Origin of the sequence: Fibrobacter sp. UWOV1, assembly GCF_900142495.1 — a bacterium.
GTDB lineage: Bacteria > Fibrobacterota > Fibrobacteria > Fibrobacterales > Fibrobacteraceae > Fibrobacter.
In genome coordinates, this window is sequence record NZ_FRBA01000006.1 from 68717 (window position 1) to 86012 (window position 17296).

Here is a 17296-nt window from a genome sequence, read left to right on the forward strand (position 1 = left end):
CCCTAAAGGGAATATATGTTTATAATGGATAGCTATGACTTCTAGAATTTTAAAAATTGCGCCTGTGGCCCTTTTGTGCGTGGCCGTGAGTAGCGTTTTCGCCCTTGGCCTTGCCGACGGTGCGGCAAAGTTCCTCGGCAGTACAACTGTCGAAGGGCCTGTCCCTTCTGACTTCGGGACTTATTGGAATCAGATTACCCCAGAAAGGCAATGCACTTGGCGAACCGTCGAACAAACTCGCGGTACCTTCGATTTTTCCGAATGCGACATCCCCTACAACTGGGCAAAAGAGAACAAGGCTACATTCAAATTTCATGCCCTATTATGGGCTTCGGGAAACCCTTCTTGGCTTAGAGACCTTAGTGCGGACGAAACAAAAGAAGCCATTACCGCGTGGTTCGATGCCGTTGCGGAGCGTTATCCGGATCTAGAATACATCAACGTGGTCAGTGAAGCCAGGCGAATCCATTCACAAATAGGCAGCAACAACAAAATTATCGAAGCCCTTGGCGGCGACAACGAAGACTATAAATTCATAACCACCGCATTCAAGATGGCCCGCGAACGCTGGCCCCAAGCAATCCTCATTTACAACGACTACAACACAATCCAGTGGGAAAGAAATGAAGGGATCGACCTAATCAATACGATCAAGAACAACGGGGCCCCAGTTGACGCCTACGGACTTGAAGGCAACGATTTGATTGTGATGGGAACCGGCCCCATGAAATGCTACAATCCAGACTTGCTCAAGAACGCCCTTCAGGAGATTTACGAGAAAACAGAAACGCCTCTACTCATTTCTGAATACAACATCAGCAATGAAATAGACAGTATTCAAAAAAACTGCTTCGCGGAACATATTCCTGTTTTCATGGAAACCGAATATGTAGTAGGAGTCACCCTATGGGGCTATCTCTATGGGCAATCCTTAATGCAATGCATCACAAACCCAGGGATTAACTGTTCCGGCATTATCAGGGATGGCATAGACCGCCCGGCAATGACCTGGCTCAAGGAGTATTTCAATTTTCAGGAAGATACCACCGCAAGGGATTCGACTATCGCGGATTCCACGATTTCAATCGGCAGCAGCCTCCACCTGCAAGCGAATACCCTCCAGGCATACGACGTGTTTGACCTAAACGGCGTCCGACTCGGCCGCCTGCGCGCCTACACCATCGACGACGCCGTTTCAGTGCTCCAGAATACAAGCGACATCAAGGTCCAGGGCGTCTACATGCTCCGCTCCGTGAAGAACGGCACAGTAAAGCAAGTGCGGATTGCACGGTAGAATTATGGCACGTTTCTCACAAACGTACCATCTTTCTTATAGATGGACAATCCGTCATGCCGAATCACATCACTTCCCAATACATCCTGACATGAATAACTCAAATTTTCTAAATCAAAGCGACATGTACCTAGAGAATACGTATCAATCTGCCAATTCTTTATATTCCAACGAACTAAAGCGATTAACTCCGAGCAATGAATTCCATCTTTAGAATAACATTGATGTTTGCTGGAAACGCTCCCTGCAAAGAATTGATCTGTATACCAACTCCCATACTGATAGGTAAATGAGACTAAAGTATCTAGCCGCCTTTTTATAACTTTACGAACATGTTCCACAACAGCAGAATCCATGACACAAGGTTCTGCAAATCCGTCCTTATAACACATGTCAAAGTCTATTAAGGAATCTCGCGCACTTTCCTTCACATAGATTTCTTTTTCATACACCGAATCAAGCAATGCAGAAAGTTCATCTTTTGCACCAAAATCTTCACCAATCAAGAAGTCATATTTCTTTGGCCAATATTTAGCAGATGGTTTCATCTTTTTAGAGACAACAACATTAGCATACAAAAAATCACACTTTACGCTATCTTTGGAAGCACAAATTGCATCATAGGATCCATCTTCATTCTGATAAAGATGAGAAAAGCCTGCAGCACCAGAGTTAAGCACCATATTTGCATATGAAATATGATTCACCCTTGTTTCCAAACCTTTTACAGAATCACGAGAATTAAAATTTTTAAGAATTCGAACAAGTAATGAGGTGTCTAAATCGCAGGGATACCACAGGTTCTCTCCTTCTACACTCGTCGAACACGCCTTGTACAGTAACGCTTTACGGGGTATAGTGTCAATAAAATCGGCTCTGTTAGAGTGCGAATTAATCCAAGAAGAGCAATATTCCAAACTGTTGTGATACTGTTGTTCCGAGATTCCGGGACTCACTTCATTAGGGCACCATCCCGAAGGAGAGCACTTTGGCTTTGAGTGACAACCCGCCAAAACCGCCAAAATCAAAAGAATCAGAACTCTATAAAGCATACATCACCCGCAAAAAAGTGCCCTTCACCCATAATTTTACTAAATTTGAGCCGTTCAAATTATAAACCAAGGATTAACAATGAGCAAGAATTACAAGATTGCAGTGCTTCCGGGCGACGGTATCGGCCCCGAAGTGATGAAAGAAGCTGTCCGCGTGTTGGACGTGGTTTCCAAGAAGTTCGGCTTCGACGTGAACGCCGAATGGGCAAACGTCGGTGGTGCCGCCTACGACGAAAGCGGTTCTCCGCTGCCGGAAAGCACCCTCAAGCTGGGCGAAGCTTCTGACTGTATTCTTTTCGGTTCTGTGGGTGGTCCGAAGTGGGAACACCTCCCCCCGAACCTGCAGCCGGAACGCGGTGCACTCCTCCCGCTCCGTAAGCACTTCAAGCTTTTCTGCAACCTCCGCCCGGCCCGCGTTTACAAGGAACTCGCAGGCGCTTGCCCGCTCCGTGCCGACATCGTGGGTGACGGCTTCAACATCCTCACCGTCCGCGAACTGACGGGTGACGTTTACTTTGGCCAGCCGAAGGGCCGCGAAGGCGTTCCGGGCTCCAAGGAAGAAATCGGTTTCGACACCATGAAGTACAGCCGCTACGAAGTCGAACGCATTGCCCGCTTCGCCTTTGACGCCGCCATGCTCCGCAACAAGAAGGTTGCCAGCATCGACAAGGCCAACGTGCTCACCACGAGCGTGCTCTGGCGCGAAGTCGTGAACGAAGTCATCAAGGACTACCCGGAACTGACTCTCGAACACCTCTACGTCGATAACGCCGCCATGCAGCTCCTGAAGCGCCCGCGTGAATTCGATGTGCTCCTCTGCCCGAACCTCTTCGGCGACATCCTCACCGACGAATGCGCCATGCTCACCGGTTCCATGGGCCTCCTCCCGTCCGCTTCTATCGCCGAAGGTTCCTTCGGCCTCTACGAACCGGCAGGTGGTTCCGCTCCGGATATCGCAGGCAAGGGTATCGCAAACCCGCTCGCACAGATTCTCTCCGTGGCTTTGATGCTTCGCTACACCTTCAAGGAAGAAGAAGCGGCCAAGGCTATCGAAGCGGCTTGCGAAAAGGTGATCGCCCAGGGCTTCCGCACTGGCGACATCTACCAGGAAGGCTGCACCAAGGTCGGCACGACCGGCATGGGCGACGCCATCATCAAGGCGCTCGGCTAATAAGACCTCAACTTTTCTCACAAGAGTTCCCCCGCCTTGCGGGGGTCTTTTTGTGAACGAAGTGTGGTTATCAACTCCGAACTCTGAATTCCGAACTCCGAATTATCTATGCTCAATACAACTCTCTGCTACATCGAACAAGACGGCAAGTACTTGCTGCTCCACCGCGTCAAGAAAAAGAATGATATCAACAAGGACAAGTGGATTGGCATTGGCGGCAAGTTCGAGGAATGGGAATCTCCCGAGGACTGTATCAAGCGCGAGGCTCTCGAAGAAACGGGCCTCACGCTGATTCGCCCCAAGTACAGAGGGATCGTCACCTTCATTAGCGACGGCATGGACCAGACCGAATTCATGCACCTGTTCACGGCGACTGAATTCACTGGCACCCTCAAGGAATGCGACGAAGGCACGCTCGAATGGGTCGCCAAGGAAGACGTGGCCAAGCTCCCCCACTGGGACGGCGACCTCATTTTCTTGGCACTCCTTGAACGGGGCGCGCCATTCTTTTCGCTCAAGCTCACCTACAAGGGGAGCTCCCTGACCGAAGCGTTGTTGAATGAAGTCCCCGTCACGGTGAGCGACGTCACACAAGGGAAACGACTTTCTTAAAAAATTGGGTCTAAACGCCCCGATTTAAGGTAAATAAAGTCCGTAAGTCCTTGTGAAAAAATATTTTACGTTATAGTTTAGAACTATTAACATAAAAAGTTCTATTTTATTAATACTCCAAACCAACCCCTAGCACCGCCAGCGACTCGTTCAAAGGCGGTGTATTTTTTTACCACTTTGCCAATGCATTTGTGATAATCAGGTCTTGGAGTTTTTCAATGGCGCGAGCCTGACCATGGCGGTCTTCGGTCTCGTTCGCCTGAACGTCATAAGTACCTTCGGCACTCAGCGACTTGGATTCATAAATCACCTTATCTTTCACGTTGTCATAAAACTTGACACTCACGCGAATCGTCACACGGTAAGTTTCGACATCGCTGTTGCTGTTGTAGTTTTCGGGCTTATTCGTATAGCTCAAGAGAGTCATCTCGAAGTCTGCCGTGGCGTCACCGGTTACAAGACGCACGCCGCCAGCATTCTTGCGGAACATTTCGACTACGCCTTCGCGAATGTTGTTGGCGAGCACCGGATCCAGGGTTTTGTCTTCGACTTCATGAATCCTGACCGTCTTGATATGGCTCGGGAGCGTCGACGCCGTAAAGCTATAACAACCGCTCAGGAGCCCCGCAAACAGGGCTATCGCTACAAAACAAAGTAAACACGACGTCTTTTTTGAAAACATAACACAAATTTAAAAAAAACACTCCCAAAGGGAGTGTCTTTAAGGCAAGAATTTGGTTAATTCTTAAAGCGAGGTCTTGAACGTTCTAGAACCGACCTTCACAATGTACACACCCTTGGCTCCAGTGTAAACCTTCTGGGCGCCTGCAATGCCACGGGTCGTGCTAACGACGTTGCCAAGGCTATTGAACACGGTGATGGACTTGCCCTGAGCGTTAGCAACCATGATGCTGTTGTCTGAAGACTTATAGACAGAGACCGAGGCCAAGCTAAGATCTTCGAGCAAAGTCTGAGGATTACCCGAGCTAGAAGATTCTGCGGGCTTTACACTGCTAGAGGACTTCGGAGCTTCAGAAGAAGAAGACGCCACTTCGCTTGAAGAGGATTCCGGTTCAGGCTTTTCGCTAATAAGGCCGTTTACATCCCACTGCTTGATGAAGTTCCAGATATCGGAGACATCTGCCTTGGAGGGGCTGTGACCACGGCCAGGGAGCTTCAAGTGCTTGATATAGACACCCTTGTCACAGGGGCCCCAAGTGTACATCGTGGCACCATTATTTTCGGCATTGGGATAATTCGTTTCTTCTTTCGCCTGAGCCGGGCAGTTGAACTGGTCACGGTAATTCTTGATGAAGCCTTCAACCTGGTTGTATTGCAAAACATCATCGTTAGTTCCATGCGGATGGATGATAGGCACCGGACGCATAGCCTTGGACGCACCGAACACGTTCGTACCAGAAGTAGGCGCAAAGGCGGCGATCTTGTCGGCAATCTTGCTCATAGAATGGTAGGTGAACATGCCACCCATCGAAAAGCCAGAAAGATACACGCGCTTCTTATCGATCTTGTAGTCGGTGTACATCTGGTCGATGATTTCAGTCATCCACTTGGTATCCTTATCGCCCTGGATATCCCAGGTACTCATGCCTGTACCGCCTCTCGGGTAAACAACCACAAAGCCCGCCGTATCGGCAACCGCTTCCCAATGAGTATTAGACTGCTGGTAGTTGGGATCCTGGTCCATACCGTGACATGAAATGAGCAACGGGCTATTTTCCTTAAGATCCGACGGAGCATAGACATGGATTTCTCGACCCGAAACGGACATCTTTTTGTAGTCGTTAAGAGATTTTCCTCCACCGCCTCCGCCCCAGCCGCCCCATTGGGCAAAAGACATCGACGCTGCTGCCAAAATTGGTAACAAGTATTTCATTTTTCACTCCCTATGTATATGATACCTAGGGATAATATATACCGAAAAAATAGGATTAAAACATTCCACAATCCAATTGTGTTGTTGCAAAAGACAACACAGAAAATTAATTTGCACTCCTTTTTTCTGCATTTTGAAATCCGAATTTCGAAATCCGAATCCCGAATTAACTATCTTTTCCGCGTAAAATTTTTATCATCCGAGGCATAAAATGCTTGACATCAAGAAAATCCGTGAAAATCCGGAATACTACATTGCTGAAACCGAAAAGAAATATACGACCGTAAGCCTTCGTGACGTGCTCGCCGTCGATAACGAACGCCGCCCGCTCCTCACTGAAGTCGAACGCCTCAAGAGCGAACGCAACGCCCAGTCCAAGCGCATTGGCGAACTCAAGAAGAAGGGCGAAAACGCAGACGAAGCTCAGGCCGCCACACGCGAACTCGGCAACAAGATCGACGAGCTCGACAAGAAGCTCAAGGAACTCGACTACAAGCAGACCGAAATGCTCATGCATGTTCCGAACATCGCCCCGCGTTCTCCGGAAGGCAAGGACTCTAGCGACAACGTGGTCGAAAAAGATGGCCCGATTCCCGCCGACTACTACACCAAGAACGACGACTTCGCCCGCGTGGACCACAAGACTTTGGGCGAACGCCTCGGCATTTTCGACTTCGAACGTGGCGCGAAGATTTCCGGTTCCGGCTTCCCGGTTTACCGCGGTTGGGGCTCTCGCCTTGAACGCGCCCTCATCCAGTTCTTCCTCGACGAACACATGAAGAACGGCTTCGAAGAATTCACTCCTCCGTACCTGGTGACCCGCAACACCATGCGCGGCACGGGCCAGCTCCCGAAGTTCGAAGAAGACATGTACCGCTGCGACAAGGATGACGACCTGTTCCTCATCCCGACCGCCGAAGTGCCGCTCACGAACCTTTATGCCGGCGAAGTGATTCCGGAATCCGAACTTCCGAAGCGCATCTGCGCCTACTCCGCCTGCTTCCGCCGCGAAGCCGGTAGCTACGGCAAGGACACCCGCGGACTCTTGCGTCTGCACCAGTTCAACAAGGTCGAAATGGTCTACTTCGCTCACCCCGAACACAGCTACGAAGACCACGAAGAACTCACCCGCTTCGGTGAAATGCTTCTCGAAAAGCTCGGCCTCCCCTACCACCGCTTGGCCCTCTGCAAGGGCGACCTCGGTTTCGGTGCCGCCAAGTGCTACGACCTCGAAGTTTACGCTCCGGTCGAAAAGAAGTGGCTCGAAGTCAGCTCCTGCAGCAACTTCGAAGACTACCAGGCCCGCCGCGCAAACATCAAGACGAAGATTAACGGCAAGAACGTCTACGTCCACACGCTGAACGGTTCCGGCCTCGCCACTCCGCGCGTGATGGTGGGCATCTGTGACAACTACCAGCAGAAGGACGGCTCGCTCAAGATTCCTGAAGTGCTGCGTCCGTACATGGGTGGCATGGAAGTCATCGAACCGAAGAAGTAATCGAAAAAGTAGTTTTACGTGAGCCACAAGCGACTGATTCAAATCAGTCGTGGTGGCGAGAGCGAGTGCTTATCATTTTTTTTTCATTTGACTCTAGCACGAGCGGTCTCATAAGTAAACTTTTTTCAATACAGACGTATTGAAGGCTGAGTACAAAGTATATGGTTATGACTTGCATAGTCATAACCATTTTATTATCTTTCTCTTAAAATCAACCCCCAAATCCTCTCTCTTAAGGAGATACGAATGAATATCAAGCTTATTTCTGTCGTCTCTGCACTCGCAGTGTCTGCTGCTGTCGCTCAGGACTATGACGACGAATATGAAGAATCCACCTCCTCTACCGAAAGCGCTCAGGAAGAAGCTCCTGCCGCTCCGGCACCGGAACCGGCACCTGTTGCCGAATCTTCCACTTCTTCCAGCTTCGAAGCTCCTGCTGCATCTGAAAACGTTCCGACTCCGGCTGCAACCGGCACGTTCAACGTTCTTCATGGCAACGCCTACAATATGGTCGGCAACCAGTTCGGTGCCTCCACCATCGATGGCGATATGGAAGCTGTCTACAAGATGAGCGGTCGTAAATTGTTCTACGTCGAACCGTCTGGCGAAGAAGGCGTTCTCGCTCTCGGTTCTGGCTCTATGACCTACCTCCTCGCTTTTGACAACAACACCACTCACAAGACCAACGTGACCCCGGCCGGCGTAAACCACCGCGGTGACTACGTCAACATGGGTCTGTTGACCGCCGGTATCGCAACTCCGGCATTCGGTGTCGCAGTCGATGTAGCTATTGACAAGGCATGGCAGTCCGATGAAGAAAAGGGCCCGAACAACAAGGAAACCGAAGATCGTTCTACGACCGAAGCCGGTGACTACATCAACGTGAAATTCGGTGCTCCGCTCGGTGCTTTCGACATTACCGCTAACGTCTACTGGCTGACCTTCCGTCAGGAAGTGGACGTCGAAACAGACGACAACGGTGCCAAGACCGAAACCGATCCGGACTTCTGGGATATCGGCGCAAGCCTGACTCTTTCCAACAGTCCTTCCGCCAAGAACCTCGCCTGGGCACTCGGCCTCGACTTCTTGCGCCAGAAGAGCGACAGCCGCGTGAAGGTTGCTAACACCACGACCGAAACCACCAACAACGACGCATTCATCTTTATCCAGCCGCGATTCAACTTCGCTATGCCGGTATTCACTGCTGAAAACGCTCAGGTGTTCCTCGGCCTCAATACCCGCTTGCCGATCTTCATCTTCGATGAAATCGAAAACGGCAACCAGACCACCAACACCTACGACTTCGGCCTGTTCTCTACCCCGAACGTTCTCGCCGAAATGTCCCTCAACGAACACTGGATCCTCTTCGGTGGCGCAGCCTTCACCTGGAAGGTCATCGACTACAAGACCGAAAGTGTTGAAGCCGGTCCGGCATCTGACGACACCTCCATCATTTCTATGCGTACCAACGCAACCAACGCCAACGCCGGCCTCCGCTTCAGCTATGACCACTTGGTCATCGAAGCTTCTGTTGCCGACCAGCTTGGTTCTGCCGCATGGAGCGGCCTCGTTGGCAACCTCGGCATTTTCCTGATGTTCTAAGAGAGGCTTTATGAAGACCCTTGCAAAGATTATTTTGGCATCTAGCCTGATTACTCTTGCGGCTTGTTCCGGCAAGGGTTCTGGCGATTCCCGCATTCATAGCATTCCATCTGACGAAGACGAAAATCCGGCTCCGCAGGTCATCGACGACGAAGAAGTTATTCCTTCTGAAACTCCGTCTGGCGAAGATGGCCCGAAGGGCAATGTCTTTGCATGCAGAGACATGTCTGGAGCTTACTGCGCCGAAACGACTGACATGTCGCTGAAGAGCGAATGTGATGAAGAAGACGGCGAAATGCTCTTGGACAAGTGCCCCTCTGGCGGTACGAAGTGTAATCTCGATATTCCCGACGTTACCTTCTACGTCTACAATGGACTTGTGGATTGCAAGACCCTCGAAGCGTTCATGAACGCCGATTGGGAATAATCGTCTAAACAAGCTCTTAAACATTCAAGACGGACTTTTGATATTTCAAAGGTTCGCCTTTTTTTTATTTTTCGGACATGGTTCTGAATATTATTTGGCTCGTATTCTTCTTTGGCGCTTTTGTCGCCTGCATGGTCCAGTGGATTGCCTTCGGCGACTCCGGAATCTTCAACAAGGCTATTCTCGGTGCCTTCGACATGTCCAAGACCGCATTTGAAATTGCCCTCGGTCTTACCGGCATCCTTTCGCTCTGGCTTGGCATCATGAAGATTGGCGAAAAAGCTGGTGCGGTCCAGATTCTCGCAAAGATTGTCTCGCCGCTGTTCAGCAGGCTCTTCCCCGAAATTCCGAAGAACCACCCGGTGATTGGTACTATGCTCATGAACATCAGCGCCAACATGCTCGGGCTCGACAACGCCGCCACCCCCATGGGTCTGCAGGCCATGAAGCAGCTGCAAGAAATCAACCCGAACGAAGACAAATCCGTCGCGAGCAATTCCCAAATTATGTTCCTGGTGCTTAACGCCAGCGGCCTTACGCTGATTCCCGTAAGCATTATGACTTACCGCGCTCAGCTTGGGGCCGCAAACCCGAGCGACGTGTTCTTGCCGCTTTTGCTTTCGACATTCTTCAGCACTATCGCCGGCATTGTCGCCCTCAGCTTTTTCCAGAAGGTCAAACTTAAAGATCCGGTAACGGTCGCCTGGCTCGGCGGACTTTCGGCTTGCGTTATTTCGATTATGGTCTACTTCAGCCACCTGACGGCAGAAGCCATCGGCACCACAAGCCTCTTGATTAGCGGCATCGCCCTGTTCGGCATCATCGTAGCCTTCCTCGGACTCGCCGTATACAAGAAGGTGCAGGCCTACGAAGCCTTTGTCGAAGGCGCTAAAGACGGATTCCATACCGCCGTGATGATTATCCCAAACCTGGTGGCCATCCTTGTGGGTGTCGCCGTATTCCGCGCCAGTGGCGCCATGGACCTGTTGCTGAACGGAGTTTCCTGGATTCTCGGGCTTTGCGGTGCCGGTAGCGATATTGTGCCCGCACTCCCCACCGCCATCATGAAGCCCCTGAGCGGTAGCGGTGCCCGCGGCATGATGATCGACGCCATGAAGACTCTAGGCCCTGACAGTTTCGCAGGCCGCCTGAGCTGCATGTTCCAGGGAGCCGCCGACACGACTTTCTACATCATCGCCGTGTACTTCGGTTCCGTAGGAGTAAAGAAGACCCGCCACGCTGTTACCTGCGCTTTAATTGCAGATGCGGCAGGCGTAATTGCAGCCATCGCAATCGCCTACCTGTTCTTCCCGCCTAACTAATTCGGAATTCTGAATTCGGATTTCAGAATTATTTCTAATAGAATCATAAGTCACCCTGAGCGAAACATCTAGTTCAGGATGACATTTTTTTATTCACAATTATTTTGTTGCTTGCACGATAAGCAGAGCTAGGTAACCGATATAGACGGCTAAAAGAATAGCGCCGGCAATGCGGTTCAAACGACCATCGCCTTTACGCCTAAAGCCGAGTACAATCAAGGCGACCGTCAATGCAGTCATTAAAGGCATGTCGCGATAAGTGACCGCCTTTTCAATTTCATCCATCGGAGAAATAGTTGCCGCTAGGCCCACCACCGCAAGCGTATTGAACAAGTTCGAACCGATGATGTTGCCCAAAGCAATGTCGTTTTCGCCTTTACGGGCAGCGGCAATAGAGCTAGCCAATTCCGGGAGAGATGTTCCAATAGCGACAATCGTCAAGCCAATCAGAAGGTCGCTCACGCCAAGCGTACGGGCAATTTCGACAGCCCCCCAAACGAGAGCTCGAGAACTAGCCACCAGCAAGGCAAGCCCCAAGACAAGCCAGAAAATGGATTTGCCTAAGGAAGTCTGTTTTCCGGCGGATTCTTCTTCAACAGAATTTGATGCCTCGACCCTAGCCTTTTTCAATTCACGCCAAATGCTGTAAGCCATGACCAGCGCAAAGACAACCAGCAAAAGTACGCCATTCCAGCGCACCACGCTACCATCCCACACTAATGCAATAGAAAGCAACGACACAGCGATCAGAATCGGCAAATCACCGCGAATCACGGAGCGCTGCATTAGAATCGGAGAAATAAGCGCAGTCGCACCAAGGATCAAAGCGATATTTGCAATGTTACTGCCGTAGGCATTACCCAGTGCCAGTGCAGGATTCCCTTGAGAAGCCGATATAGCAGAAACCGTAAGCTCCGGAGCCGACGTTCCAAAGCCTACGATTACCATACCAATAAGGAGCGTGGACATGCCGCAGAATTCAGCAACACCTACGGCACCATCCACAAATTTGTCCGCACTCCAGACGAGAACGGCAAGGCCAATAACTACAGCAATAATTGCAAGAATCATATATTAGAACAGATAGACAGTAATTCCCAGATTCAGCGAAGAAGCATCCAGGTTCATGTTCATGTATTTGAGATGACCATCGTACAGGTCGGACACACCAAGGTTAGCCGCGATATCGAGCGAAAGGTAATCGTTCGCCATCACAGAGAAACCAAAGACAAATGCGCAATCCAGGCTAGAACGGTAATCGTCCATCAAGTCAATCTTGTTAGAATGCTTGACATCCTTGGAATCAGTATAGGAAATGCGAAGATCGTCTGCCAGCGGGACAGACATTTCTACACCGAGATCAAAGAAGATTCTAGAAGTTGCGGACTTAAAGGTAAAGAGAACCGGCACATCAATCTTCTTCTGGGAGAATCTGAAGTTTGTCGGCACATCATTAATGTAGTACGATTCGCTAGCCTTGCTCTGTTCATAAAGAACACCGAGCTTGATACCCATGGTGTAAGAATTCAGCGGAATGATCGAGACAAGACCGGCTCTCCAGCTAATGCCATTGTACTGGTCGCTGTCCCAATCGTTACCGGCCAATTGGTAAGCTCCCACAGAACCGCGGGCACCAATCTTGAACTTCATCGGATAAAGCCCCCTGAGTTCGTCGAAGGAGACAGTGTCCTTGCCTTCGCGTTCGGCAACATAGACTGTACGAACGGGAACGCCATCTTCACGGGTATAAACAGTTTCGTAAAGGACCGTATTTCTTGCATCGCGGAATTGTTCAACCGCTCTAGCAGATGCTGCTGTTTTATCGGCATCGTCTGCACCACGAACAGCCTTCGGGGCTACAACCACGGCAGGTTCAGCGACCGGTTCTTCCGCAGGGGCGGCAGGCGCGACAGCTACAGCAGCGGGAGCGGCCTGTTCAGCAGGGGCTGCAGTTTGTTCAGCGGCAACGGGAGCGGCGGCGTCTGCGCCACGAACGGCAACAGGAGCAGATTCTTCAGCAGGAACTGCGGCAGGAGCCTGTTCAGCAGGAGCAGCAGTTGCAGCAGGGGCGGCTGCGGGAGCCTGGGCAAAAGACATCGCCGAAAGGGCTAGAACGCTAAGAATACCAGTAAGTTTACGATTCATTTGAACCTCCATTTTTACAACTTCATTATAGCATTTTTTGAAGTAAATTGCAAAAGGACTCCCAAAAAAAGTGACGAGGTGACAATAAAAAGGTATCAAGCGTCACCAAGAACCCGAAGCATAAGCCAACCTACTTCCGACTTCCTACCGCCTACTTCCTACTGTCTACTTCCTACTGCCAACTGCCTATATTTACTACATTTAAGGCATGAATCTGAATATCGTTTCTTCCGAAAATCTCAAAAACACTGACAGCAAGGCATACGCCCTGTTTTATGTCAAAGAATCTGTTCAATTTTCCACCGTTCTCTCCCCCGAAGGCGAAGAACAGGTCGAAACCATTCTGAAGGGCATGAAGGAAGGCCCCTTCGAGGATTTGGAATATCTCGAAATCGACGGCTGCAACACCTTCTTTGTAGACGCCGCCAAGGAACGCGGTCTTTCCGCCCTCGACCACCTGCGCATGGCCGCCTACCGTCTCGCCAAAAAGGCGATGAAGAAGCAGATTCCCTGCGTAAGCCTGTTCCTCGCCGATGCGGCTGATGAACAGTTCAAGGCCATTTTGCACGGCCTGCATTACGCCGACTACAAGTTCGATGCCTACAAGAGCAAGCAAAAGCCGAACTTCCAGGTGACCTACGAAATCGTTGCCGGCGAACATGTCAAGGATTTCAAGAAAATTGCCGAAGACGTCGCCGTAGAACAGAAGGCCATTACTCTTGCCAAAAACTTGATTAACACCAGCGCCTCGGACCTCTACCCCGCCGAATTCGTGGAACGCGCAAAAACGATCGCCAAGTACACCGAAGGCTTAAGCATTAAGGTCCGCAATATGAAGCAGCTCGAAAAGGAAGGCTTCATGGGCCACGTGACCGTCGGCAAGGGCAGCTCGCACGAGCCGCACATGATTACACTCGAATACAAGCCCGCGAAGCGCACCTCCAAGGACCACTTGGTGATTGTCGGTAAGGGTCTCACCTTCGATACCGGCGGCCTCTGCCTGAAGCCGCCTAAATCCATGCCCGAAATGATCAGCGACATGAGTGGTGCGGCGACCGCGCTCGCCGCAATTCAGGCCATTGCAACGCTCAAGCTCCCGATTCGCGTGAGCGCCGTCTGCTGTCTCGCCGAAAATGCCATCGGTAACAAGTCCGTGCTGCCGGGCGACATCTTTACCGCCAAGAACGGCAAGACCGTCATGGTCGACAACACCGACGCCGAAGGCCGCCTGGTCTTAAGCGACGGACTTGCCGAAGCGGGCCTTATCGGGGCAACGCACATCGTGGACCTCGCCACCCTTACGGGCGCCATGGTCCGCGCCCTCGGCTACGCCGTCACGGGATTCTTCAGCAACGATGACGACCTTGGCCTCAAGGTGATCAACTGCGGCGAAGCCTGCTGCGAAAAGTTCTGGAGCATGCCGCTCGAAGAAGAATACGCCGACGCGCTCAAGGATCACTTCGCCGACCTCAAGAATACAGGCAGCGACGCAGGTGCCATTTCTGCGGCCCTCTTCCTCCAGGAATTCGTGCCCGAAAACACCGCCTGGACGCACTGGGATATCGCCGGCACAGCCTTCGTCGACAAGAAGTGGAAATACACCGAATACGGCGCGACTGGATTCGGCGTGCAGACACTGATTCAACTTGCCCGCGAATTTAGCGCAGCCGAGTAAATTTCTATCTTTGAGACTGTATGAAGAACGTCGATACTATTGCAGTTTTGGACTTTGGCGGGCAGTACGCCCACCTGATTGCTAACCGCGTGCGCCGCCTGGGCGTGTTTACCGAAATCCACTCCCCCGCCGCTCCCGTCAGCGAACTCGAAGGCGTGAAGGGAATCATCTACAGTGGCGGCCCCTCCAGCGTGTACGCGGCCGACGCCCCGGAATACAATCCCGAAATTTTGGACCTCCCGGTGCCGAAGCTCGGCATCTGCTACGGTCACCAGCTCATCGCCCAGCAGTTGGGCGGTCATGTTGAACCGGGCAAGGTGAAGGAATACGGCATCGCCGACCTTATCGTGGGCGACGAGAATTGCCCGCTCCTGAAGGGCCTCCCGAAGGCATCCCCGATGTGGATGAGCCACGGCGATCAGGTGACAAAGCTCCCCGAAGGCTACAAGATTGTGGCCAGCACCAAGGACTGCGAAATCGCAGCCGTCGCTTTCAACAGCGACAAGCCCGAACGCCAGATTTTCGGCATCCAGTTCCACCCCGAAGTCACGCACAGCAAGTTCGGCATGAAGTTGCTCGAAAACTTCATCGACTTCACGGGCGCAAAGAAGACCTGGAACATGAAGAGCTACCTGCCGCTCATCACGCAGCGCATCAAGGAACAGGTCAAAGACCGCAAGGTCTTCTTGCTCGTGAGTGGCGGCGTGGACTCCACCGTTGCATTCGTGCTCTTGAACCGCGTGCTCGGACCGGAAAAAGTGTTGGGCCTGCACGTGGATAACGGCATGATGCGCCTCGGCGAATCCCAAAAGATTATGGAATTCTTGAAGGCCGAGGGAATGAACAACCTCAAGGTCCGCGACGCAAGCGAGCACTTCCTTGCCAAGCTCAAGGGCGTGACTGCTCCGGAAACCAAGCGCGGTATCATCGGCAAGGAATTCTTGACGGTGAAGGACGAGGAAATGGCGAAACTCAACCTCGATCCGAACCAGTGGATGATGGCGCAGGGCACCATCTACCCCGACACCATCGAAAGCGGCGGTACCAAGAACGCCGACAAGATCAAGACGCACCACAACCGCGTGCAAGAAGTCCTGGACCTTATGGAAAAGGGCCTCGTGCTGGAACCTCTCGCCGACTTGTACAAGGACGAAGTCCGCGCCCTCGGCGAAGAACTCGGCATTCCGCACAACCTCGTGTGGCGTCACCCGTTCCCGGGTCCGGGCCTCGGCGTTCGCCTACTCTGCAGCGAAGGCAAACTCACCGACGATATGGTGAAGTTCGAAGACGTGAAGGATACCGCCGGTCAGTCCCTCGCCGACTACCTGAAGGCGAACAACATCGCTGGCCGCCTGCTCCCCATCAAGAGCGTGGGCGTGCAGGGCGACGGTCGCACCTACGCACAGCCGTTCCTCATCACCACACCGGGCCTCAGCTGGAAGGATTGCGAAAAGTTCTCTACCGAACTTGCGAACCGCTTCAAGGCAATCAACCGCGTGATTTACCAGATTGGTTCTGTTGCAGACGAAGATCCGAAGCTTGTGGAACAGTACGCCACCCGCGAGAACTTCGATACGCTCCGCAAGTTCGACAACATCTGCACTGAATTCCTGCAGGCAAACGATTTGTACGAAAAGATTTGGCAGATGCCGGTGGTGCTTGTTCCGCTCCGCACGGCAGGCAAGCCCTGCATCGTGATGCGCCCGGTGAACTCCACCGAAGCCATGACGGCCAACTTCGCCGAAATCGACCAGGGAATGCTGGCCGGACTCTGGCGCAAGTTCGAAGCAGAAGGTGCCGGCTCGCTGTGGTACGACGTGACGCACAAGCCCCCTGGAACAATTGAGTGGGAATAGTTGTCATGGCAGGCATTACATACGAAATAGACGACAAAGCAATTGTTGAACAGATTCGTAACGACGCGATAAACGCCGCTAAAGAACTTGTGGAAAAAGCTCACCTCACGGCGGGCCAGACTGTAGTTATCGGTTGCAGCACGAGTTCCACGCTCGGAAACGACATCGGGAGCCATTCCGTGCCCGAAGTCGGCAAGGCGATTTTCGAAGGGCTCTCGTCCGTGTTCAAGCCGCAGGGCATCTTCATCGCGGCGCAGTGCTGCGAGCACCTGAACCGAGCCATCATCATCGAGCGCGCGGCTGTCCCATTTGCCGAAATCGTGAACGTGGTTCCGCAGCCCAAGGCGGGCGGTTCTTTTGCGACAGCCTGCTACAGCGCCTTCGAGCATCCGGTCGCCATCGAACATATCAAGGCAGATGCCGGGCTCGATATCGGCGGAACGCTCATCGGCATGCACCTGAAGGAAGTCGCGGTTCCTGTACACATGCAGCAGACGCATATCGGCAAAGCTATTTTGATTGCGGCGCGCACGCGCCCGAAATTCATCGGCGGAGAACGCGCCCACTATGACGAAAGTCTCAAGGACGGCTACCCGAAATTCTAAAAAAAAACGAATATTCCAAATTGGAGTAAGAAAATCGTAATAAATAGGGACTATTTTCAAGGGAAAGTCCCTTTTCCTGTTTTCTTTAGTTAAATTGAACATAAGACAACAGGAGAAAAAGGTCGTGGAGCATAGCGAACCAA

15 protein-coding genes are annotated in these 17296 nt (G+C 51.8%); 10 read left to right on the forward strand and 5 right to left on the reverse strand.

Translation table 11 applies throughout. From position 1 onward, the window contains the following. Nucleotides 1-34 precede the first annotated feature (34 nt). Nucleotides 35-1294, forward strand: a complete 1260-nt coding sequence (locus tag BUC02_RS09565) for an endo-1,4-beta-xylanase (protein ID WP_083564532.1) — start codon at nucleotides 35-37, stop codon at nucleotides 1292-1294. A gap of 2 nt (nucleotides 1295-1296) precedes the next feature. On the opposite strand, the gene BUC02_RS16420 is transcribed toward BUC02_RS09565, so the two are convergent. Then, nucleotides 1297-2346: a hypothetical protein gene (locus BUC02_RS16420; protein ID WP_139261096.1), complete on the reverse strand. Its 1050-nt coding sequence runs from the start codon at nucleotides 2344-2346 to the stop codon at nucleotides 1297-1299. Between the two features lie 79 nt (nucleotides 2347-2425). On the opposite strand from BUC02_RS16420, the gene leuB reads away from it, so the two are divergent. Together leuB and BUC02_RS09580 are read left to right on the forward strand one after the other, a co-directional pair. Continuing rightward, on the forward strand, nucleotides 2426-3517 hold the full coding sequence (gene leuB, locus BUC02_RS09575) for a 3-isopropylmalate dehydrogenase (protein ID WP_073321933.1): 1092 nt from the start codon (nucleotides 2426-2428) through the stop codon (nucleotides 3515-3517). Nucleotides 3518-3625: 108 nt separating this feature from the next. Continuing rightward, nucleotides 3626-4129, forward strand: coding sequence for an NUDIX hydrolase (locus BUC02_RS09580; protein ID WP_073321936.1), 504 nt, complete (start codon nucleotides 3626-3628; stop codon nucleotides 4127-4129). Nucleotides 4130-4298: 169 nt separating this feature from the next. Here the strand turns inward: BUC02_RS09580 and lptE are convergent, their stop codons facing one another. Beyond that, nucleotides 4299-4811: an LPS assembly lipoprotein LptE gene (gene lptE, locus BUC02_RS09585; RefSeq protein WP_073321939.1), complete on the reverse strand. Its 513-nt coding sequence runs from the start codon at nucleotides 4809-4811 to the stop codon at nucleotides 4299-4301. Nucleotides 4812-4874: 63 nt separating this feature from the next. After that, a complete protein-coding gene (locus tag BUC02_RS09590) occupies nucleotides 4875-6023 on the reverse strand; it encodes a DUF6383 domain-containing protein (RefSeq protein WP_083564534.1) in 1149 nt (382 codons plus the stop codon). 211 nt (nucleotides 6024-6234) lie between these two features. On the opposite strand from BUC02_RS09590, the gene serS reads away from it, so the two are divergent. The 4 genes from serS to BUC02_RS09610 all read left to right on the forward strand — a co-directional run bounded on the left by serS (nucleotide 6235) and on the right by BUC02_RS09610 (nucleotide 10872). Further along, on the forward strand, nucleotides 6235-7521 hold the full coding sequence (gene serS, locus BUC02_RS09595) for a serine--tRNA ligase (RefSeq protein WP_073321945.1): 1287 nt from the start codon (nucleotides 6235-6237) through the stop codon (nucleotides 7519-7521). Between the two features lie 246 nt (nucleotides 7522-7767). Then, on the forward strand, nucleotides 7768-9123 hold the full coding sequence (locus tag BUC02_RS09600) for a hypothetical protein (RefSeq protein ID WP_073321948.1): 1356 nt from the start codon (nucleotides 7768-7770) through the stop codon (nucleotides 9121-9123). A gap of 10 nt (nucleotides 9124-9133) precedes the next feature. Beyond that, complete coding sequence (locus BUC02_RS09605; RefSeq protein ID WP_073321951.1) at nucleotides 9134-9550, forward strand: hypothetical protein; 417 nt, start codon at nucleotides 9134-9136, stop codon at nucleotides 9548-9550. Between the two features lie 77 nt (nucleotides 9551-9627). Beyond that, on the forward strand, nucleotides 9628-10872 hold the full coding sequence (locus BUC02_RS09610; RefSeq protein WP_073321953.1) for a nucleoside recognition domain-containing protein: 1245 nt from the start codon (nucleotides 9628-9630) through the stop codon (nucleotides 10870-10872). A 99-nt stretch (nucleotides 10873-10971) separates the two neighbouring features. Here the strand turns inward: BUC02_RS09610 and BUC02_RS09615 are convergent, their stop codons facing one another. Both BUC02_RS09615 and BUC02_RS09620 read right to left on the reverse strand, forming a co-directional pair. Then, nucleotides 10972-11943 carry a calcium/sodium antiporter gene (locus BUC02_RS09615; protein ID WP_073321955.1) on the reverse strand — a complete coding sequence of 324 codons (972 nt, stop codon included), beginning with the start codon at nucleotides 11941-11943 and terminating at the stop codon, nucleotides 10972-10974. Between the two features lie 3 nt (nucleotides 11944-11946). Further along, a complete protein-coding gene (locus BUC02_RS09620) occupies nucleotides 11947-13017 on the reverse strand; it encodes an outer membrane beta-barrel protein (protein ID WP_073321957.1) in 1071 nt (356 codons plus the stop codon). A 208-nt stretch (nucleotides 13018-13225) separates the two neighbouring features. On the opposite strand from BUC02_RS09620, the gene BUC02_RS09625 reads away from it, so the two are divergent. Genes BUC02_RS09625 through BUC02_RS09635 form a run of 3 tightly spaced genes read left to right on the forward strand, consistent with a single transcriptional unit; the run spans nucleotide 13226 to nucleotide 17153 of the window. Beyond that, nucleotides 13226-14692, forward strand: a complete 1467-nt coding sequence (locus BUC02_RS09625; RefSeq protein ID WP_073321959.1) for a leucyl aminopeptidase family protein — start codon at nucleotides 13226-13228, stop codon at nucleotides 14690-14692. Nucleotides 14693-14712: 20 nt separating this feature from the next. Beyond that, nucleotides 14713-16548 (forward strand): glutamine-hydrolyzing GMP synthase, encoded by a 1836-nt coding sequence (gene guaA / locus BUC02_RS09630; protein WP_073321961.1) that lies wholly within the window; start codon nucleotides 14713-14715, stop codon nucleotides 16546-16548. Between the two features lie 5 nt (nucleotides 16549-16553). Beyond that, nucleotides 16554-17153 carry a TIGR01440 family protein gene (locus BUC02_RS09635; protein ID WP_073321963.1) on the forward strand — a complete coding sequence of 200 codons (600 nt, stop codon included), beginning with the start codon at nucleotides 16554-16556 and terminating at the stop codon, nucleotides 17151-17153. The last annotated feature ends 143 nt before the right edge of the window (nucleotides 17154-17296 follow it).

Coding starts and splice junctions, on each gene's coding strand:
- BUC02_RS09565 (WP_083564532.1), top strand. CDS start 35: ATGACTTCTAGAATTTTAAAAATTGCGCCTGTGGCCCTTTTGTGCGTG.
- BUC02_RS16420 (WP_139261096.1), bottom strand. CDS start 2,346: ATGCTTTATAGAGTTCTGATTCTTTTGATTTTGGCGGTTTTGGCGGGT.
- leuB (WP_073321933.1), top strand. CDS start 2,426: ATGAGCAAGAATTACAAGATTGCAGTGCTTCCGGGCGACGGTATCGGC.
- BUC02_RS09580 (WP_073321936.1), top strand. CDS start 3,626: ATGCTCAATACAACTCTCTGCTACATCGAACAAGACGGCAAGTACTTG.
- lptE (WP_073321939.1), bottom strand. CDS start 4,811: ATGTTTTCAAAAAAGACGTCGTGTTTACTTTGTTTTGTAGCGATAGCC.
- BUC02_RS09590 (WP_083564534.1), bottom strand. CDS start 6,023: ATGAAATACTTGTTACCAATTTTGGCAGCAGCGTCGATGTCTTTTGCC.
- serS (WP_073321945.1), top strand. CDS start 6,235: ATGCTTGACATCAAGAAAATCCGTGAAAATCCGGAATACTACATTGCT.
- BUC02_RS09600 (WP_073321948.1), top strand. CDS start 7,768: ATGAATATCAAGCTTATTTCTGTCGTCTCTGCACTCGCAGTGTCTGCT.
- BUC02_RS09605 (WP_073321951.1), top strand. CDS start 9,134: ATGAAGACCCTTGCAAAGATTATTTTGGCATCTAGCCTGATTACTCTT.
- BUC02_RS09610 (WP_073321953.1), top strand. CDS start 9,628: ATGGTTCTGAATATTATTTGGCTCGTATTCTTCTTTGGCGCTTTTGTC.
- BUC02_RS09615 (WP_073321955.1), bottom strand. CDS start 11,943: ATGATTCTTGCAATTATTGCTGTAGTTATTGGCCTTGCCGTTCTCGTC.
- BUC02_RS09620 (WP_073321957.1), bottom strand. CDS start 13,017: ATGAATCGTAAACTTACTGGTATTCTTAGCGTTCTAGCCCTTTCGGCG.
- BUC02_RS09625 (WP_073321959.1), top strand. CDS start 13,226: ATGAATCTGAATATCGTTTCTTCCGAAAATCTCAAAAACACTGACAGC.
- guaA (WP_073321961.1), top strand. CDS start 14,713: ATGAAGAACGTCGATACTATTGCAGTTTTGGACTTTGGCGGGCAGTAC.
- BUC02_RS09635 (WP_073321963.1), top strand. CDS start 16,554: ATGGCAGGCATTACATACGAAATAGACGACAAAGCAATTGTTGAACAG.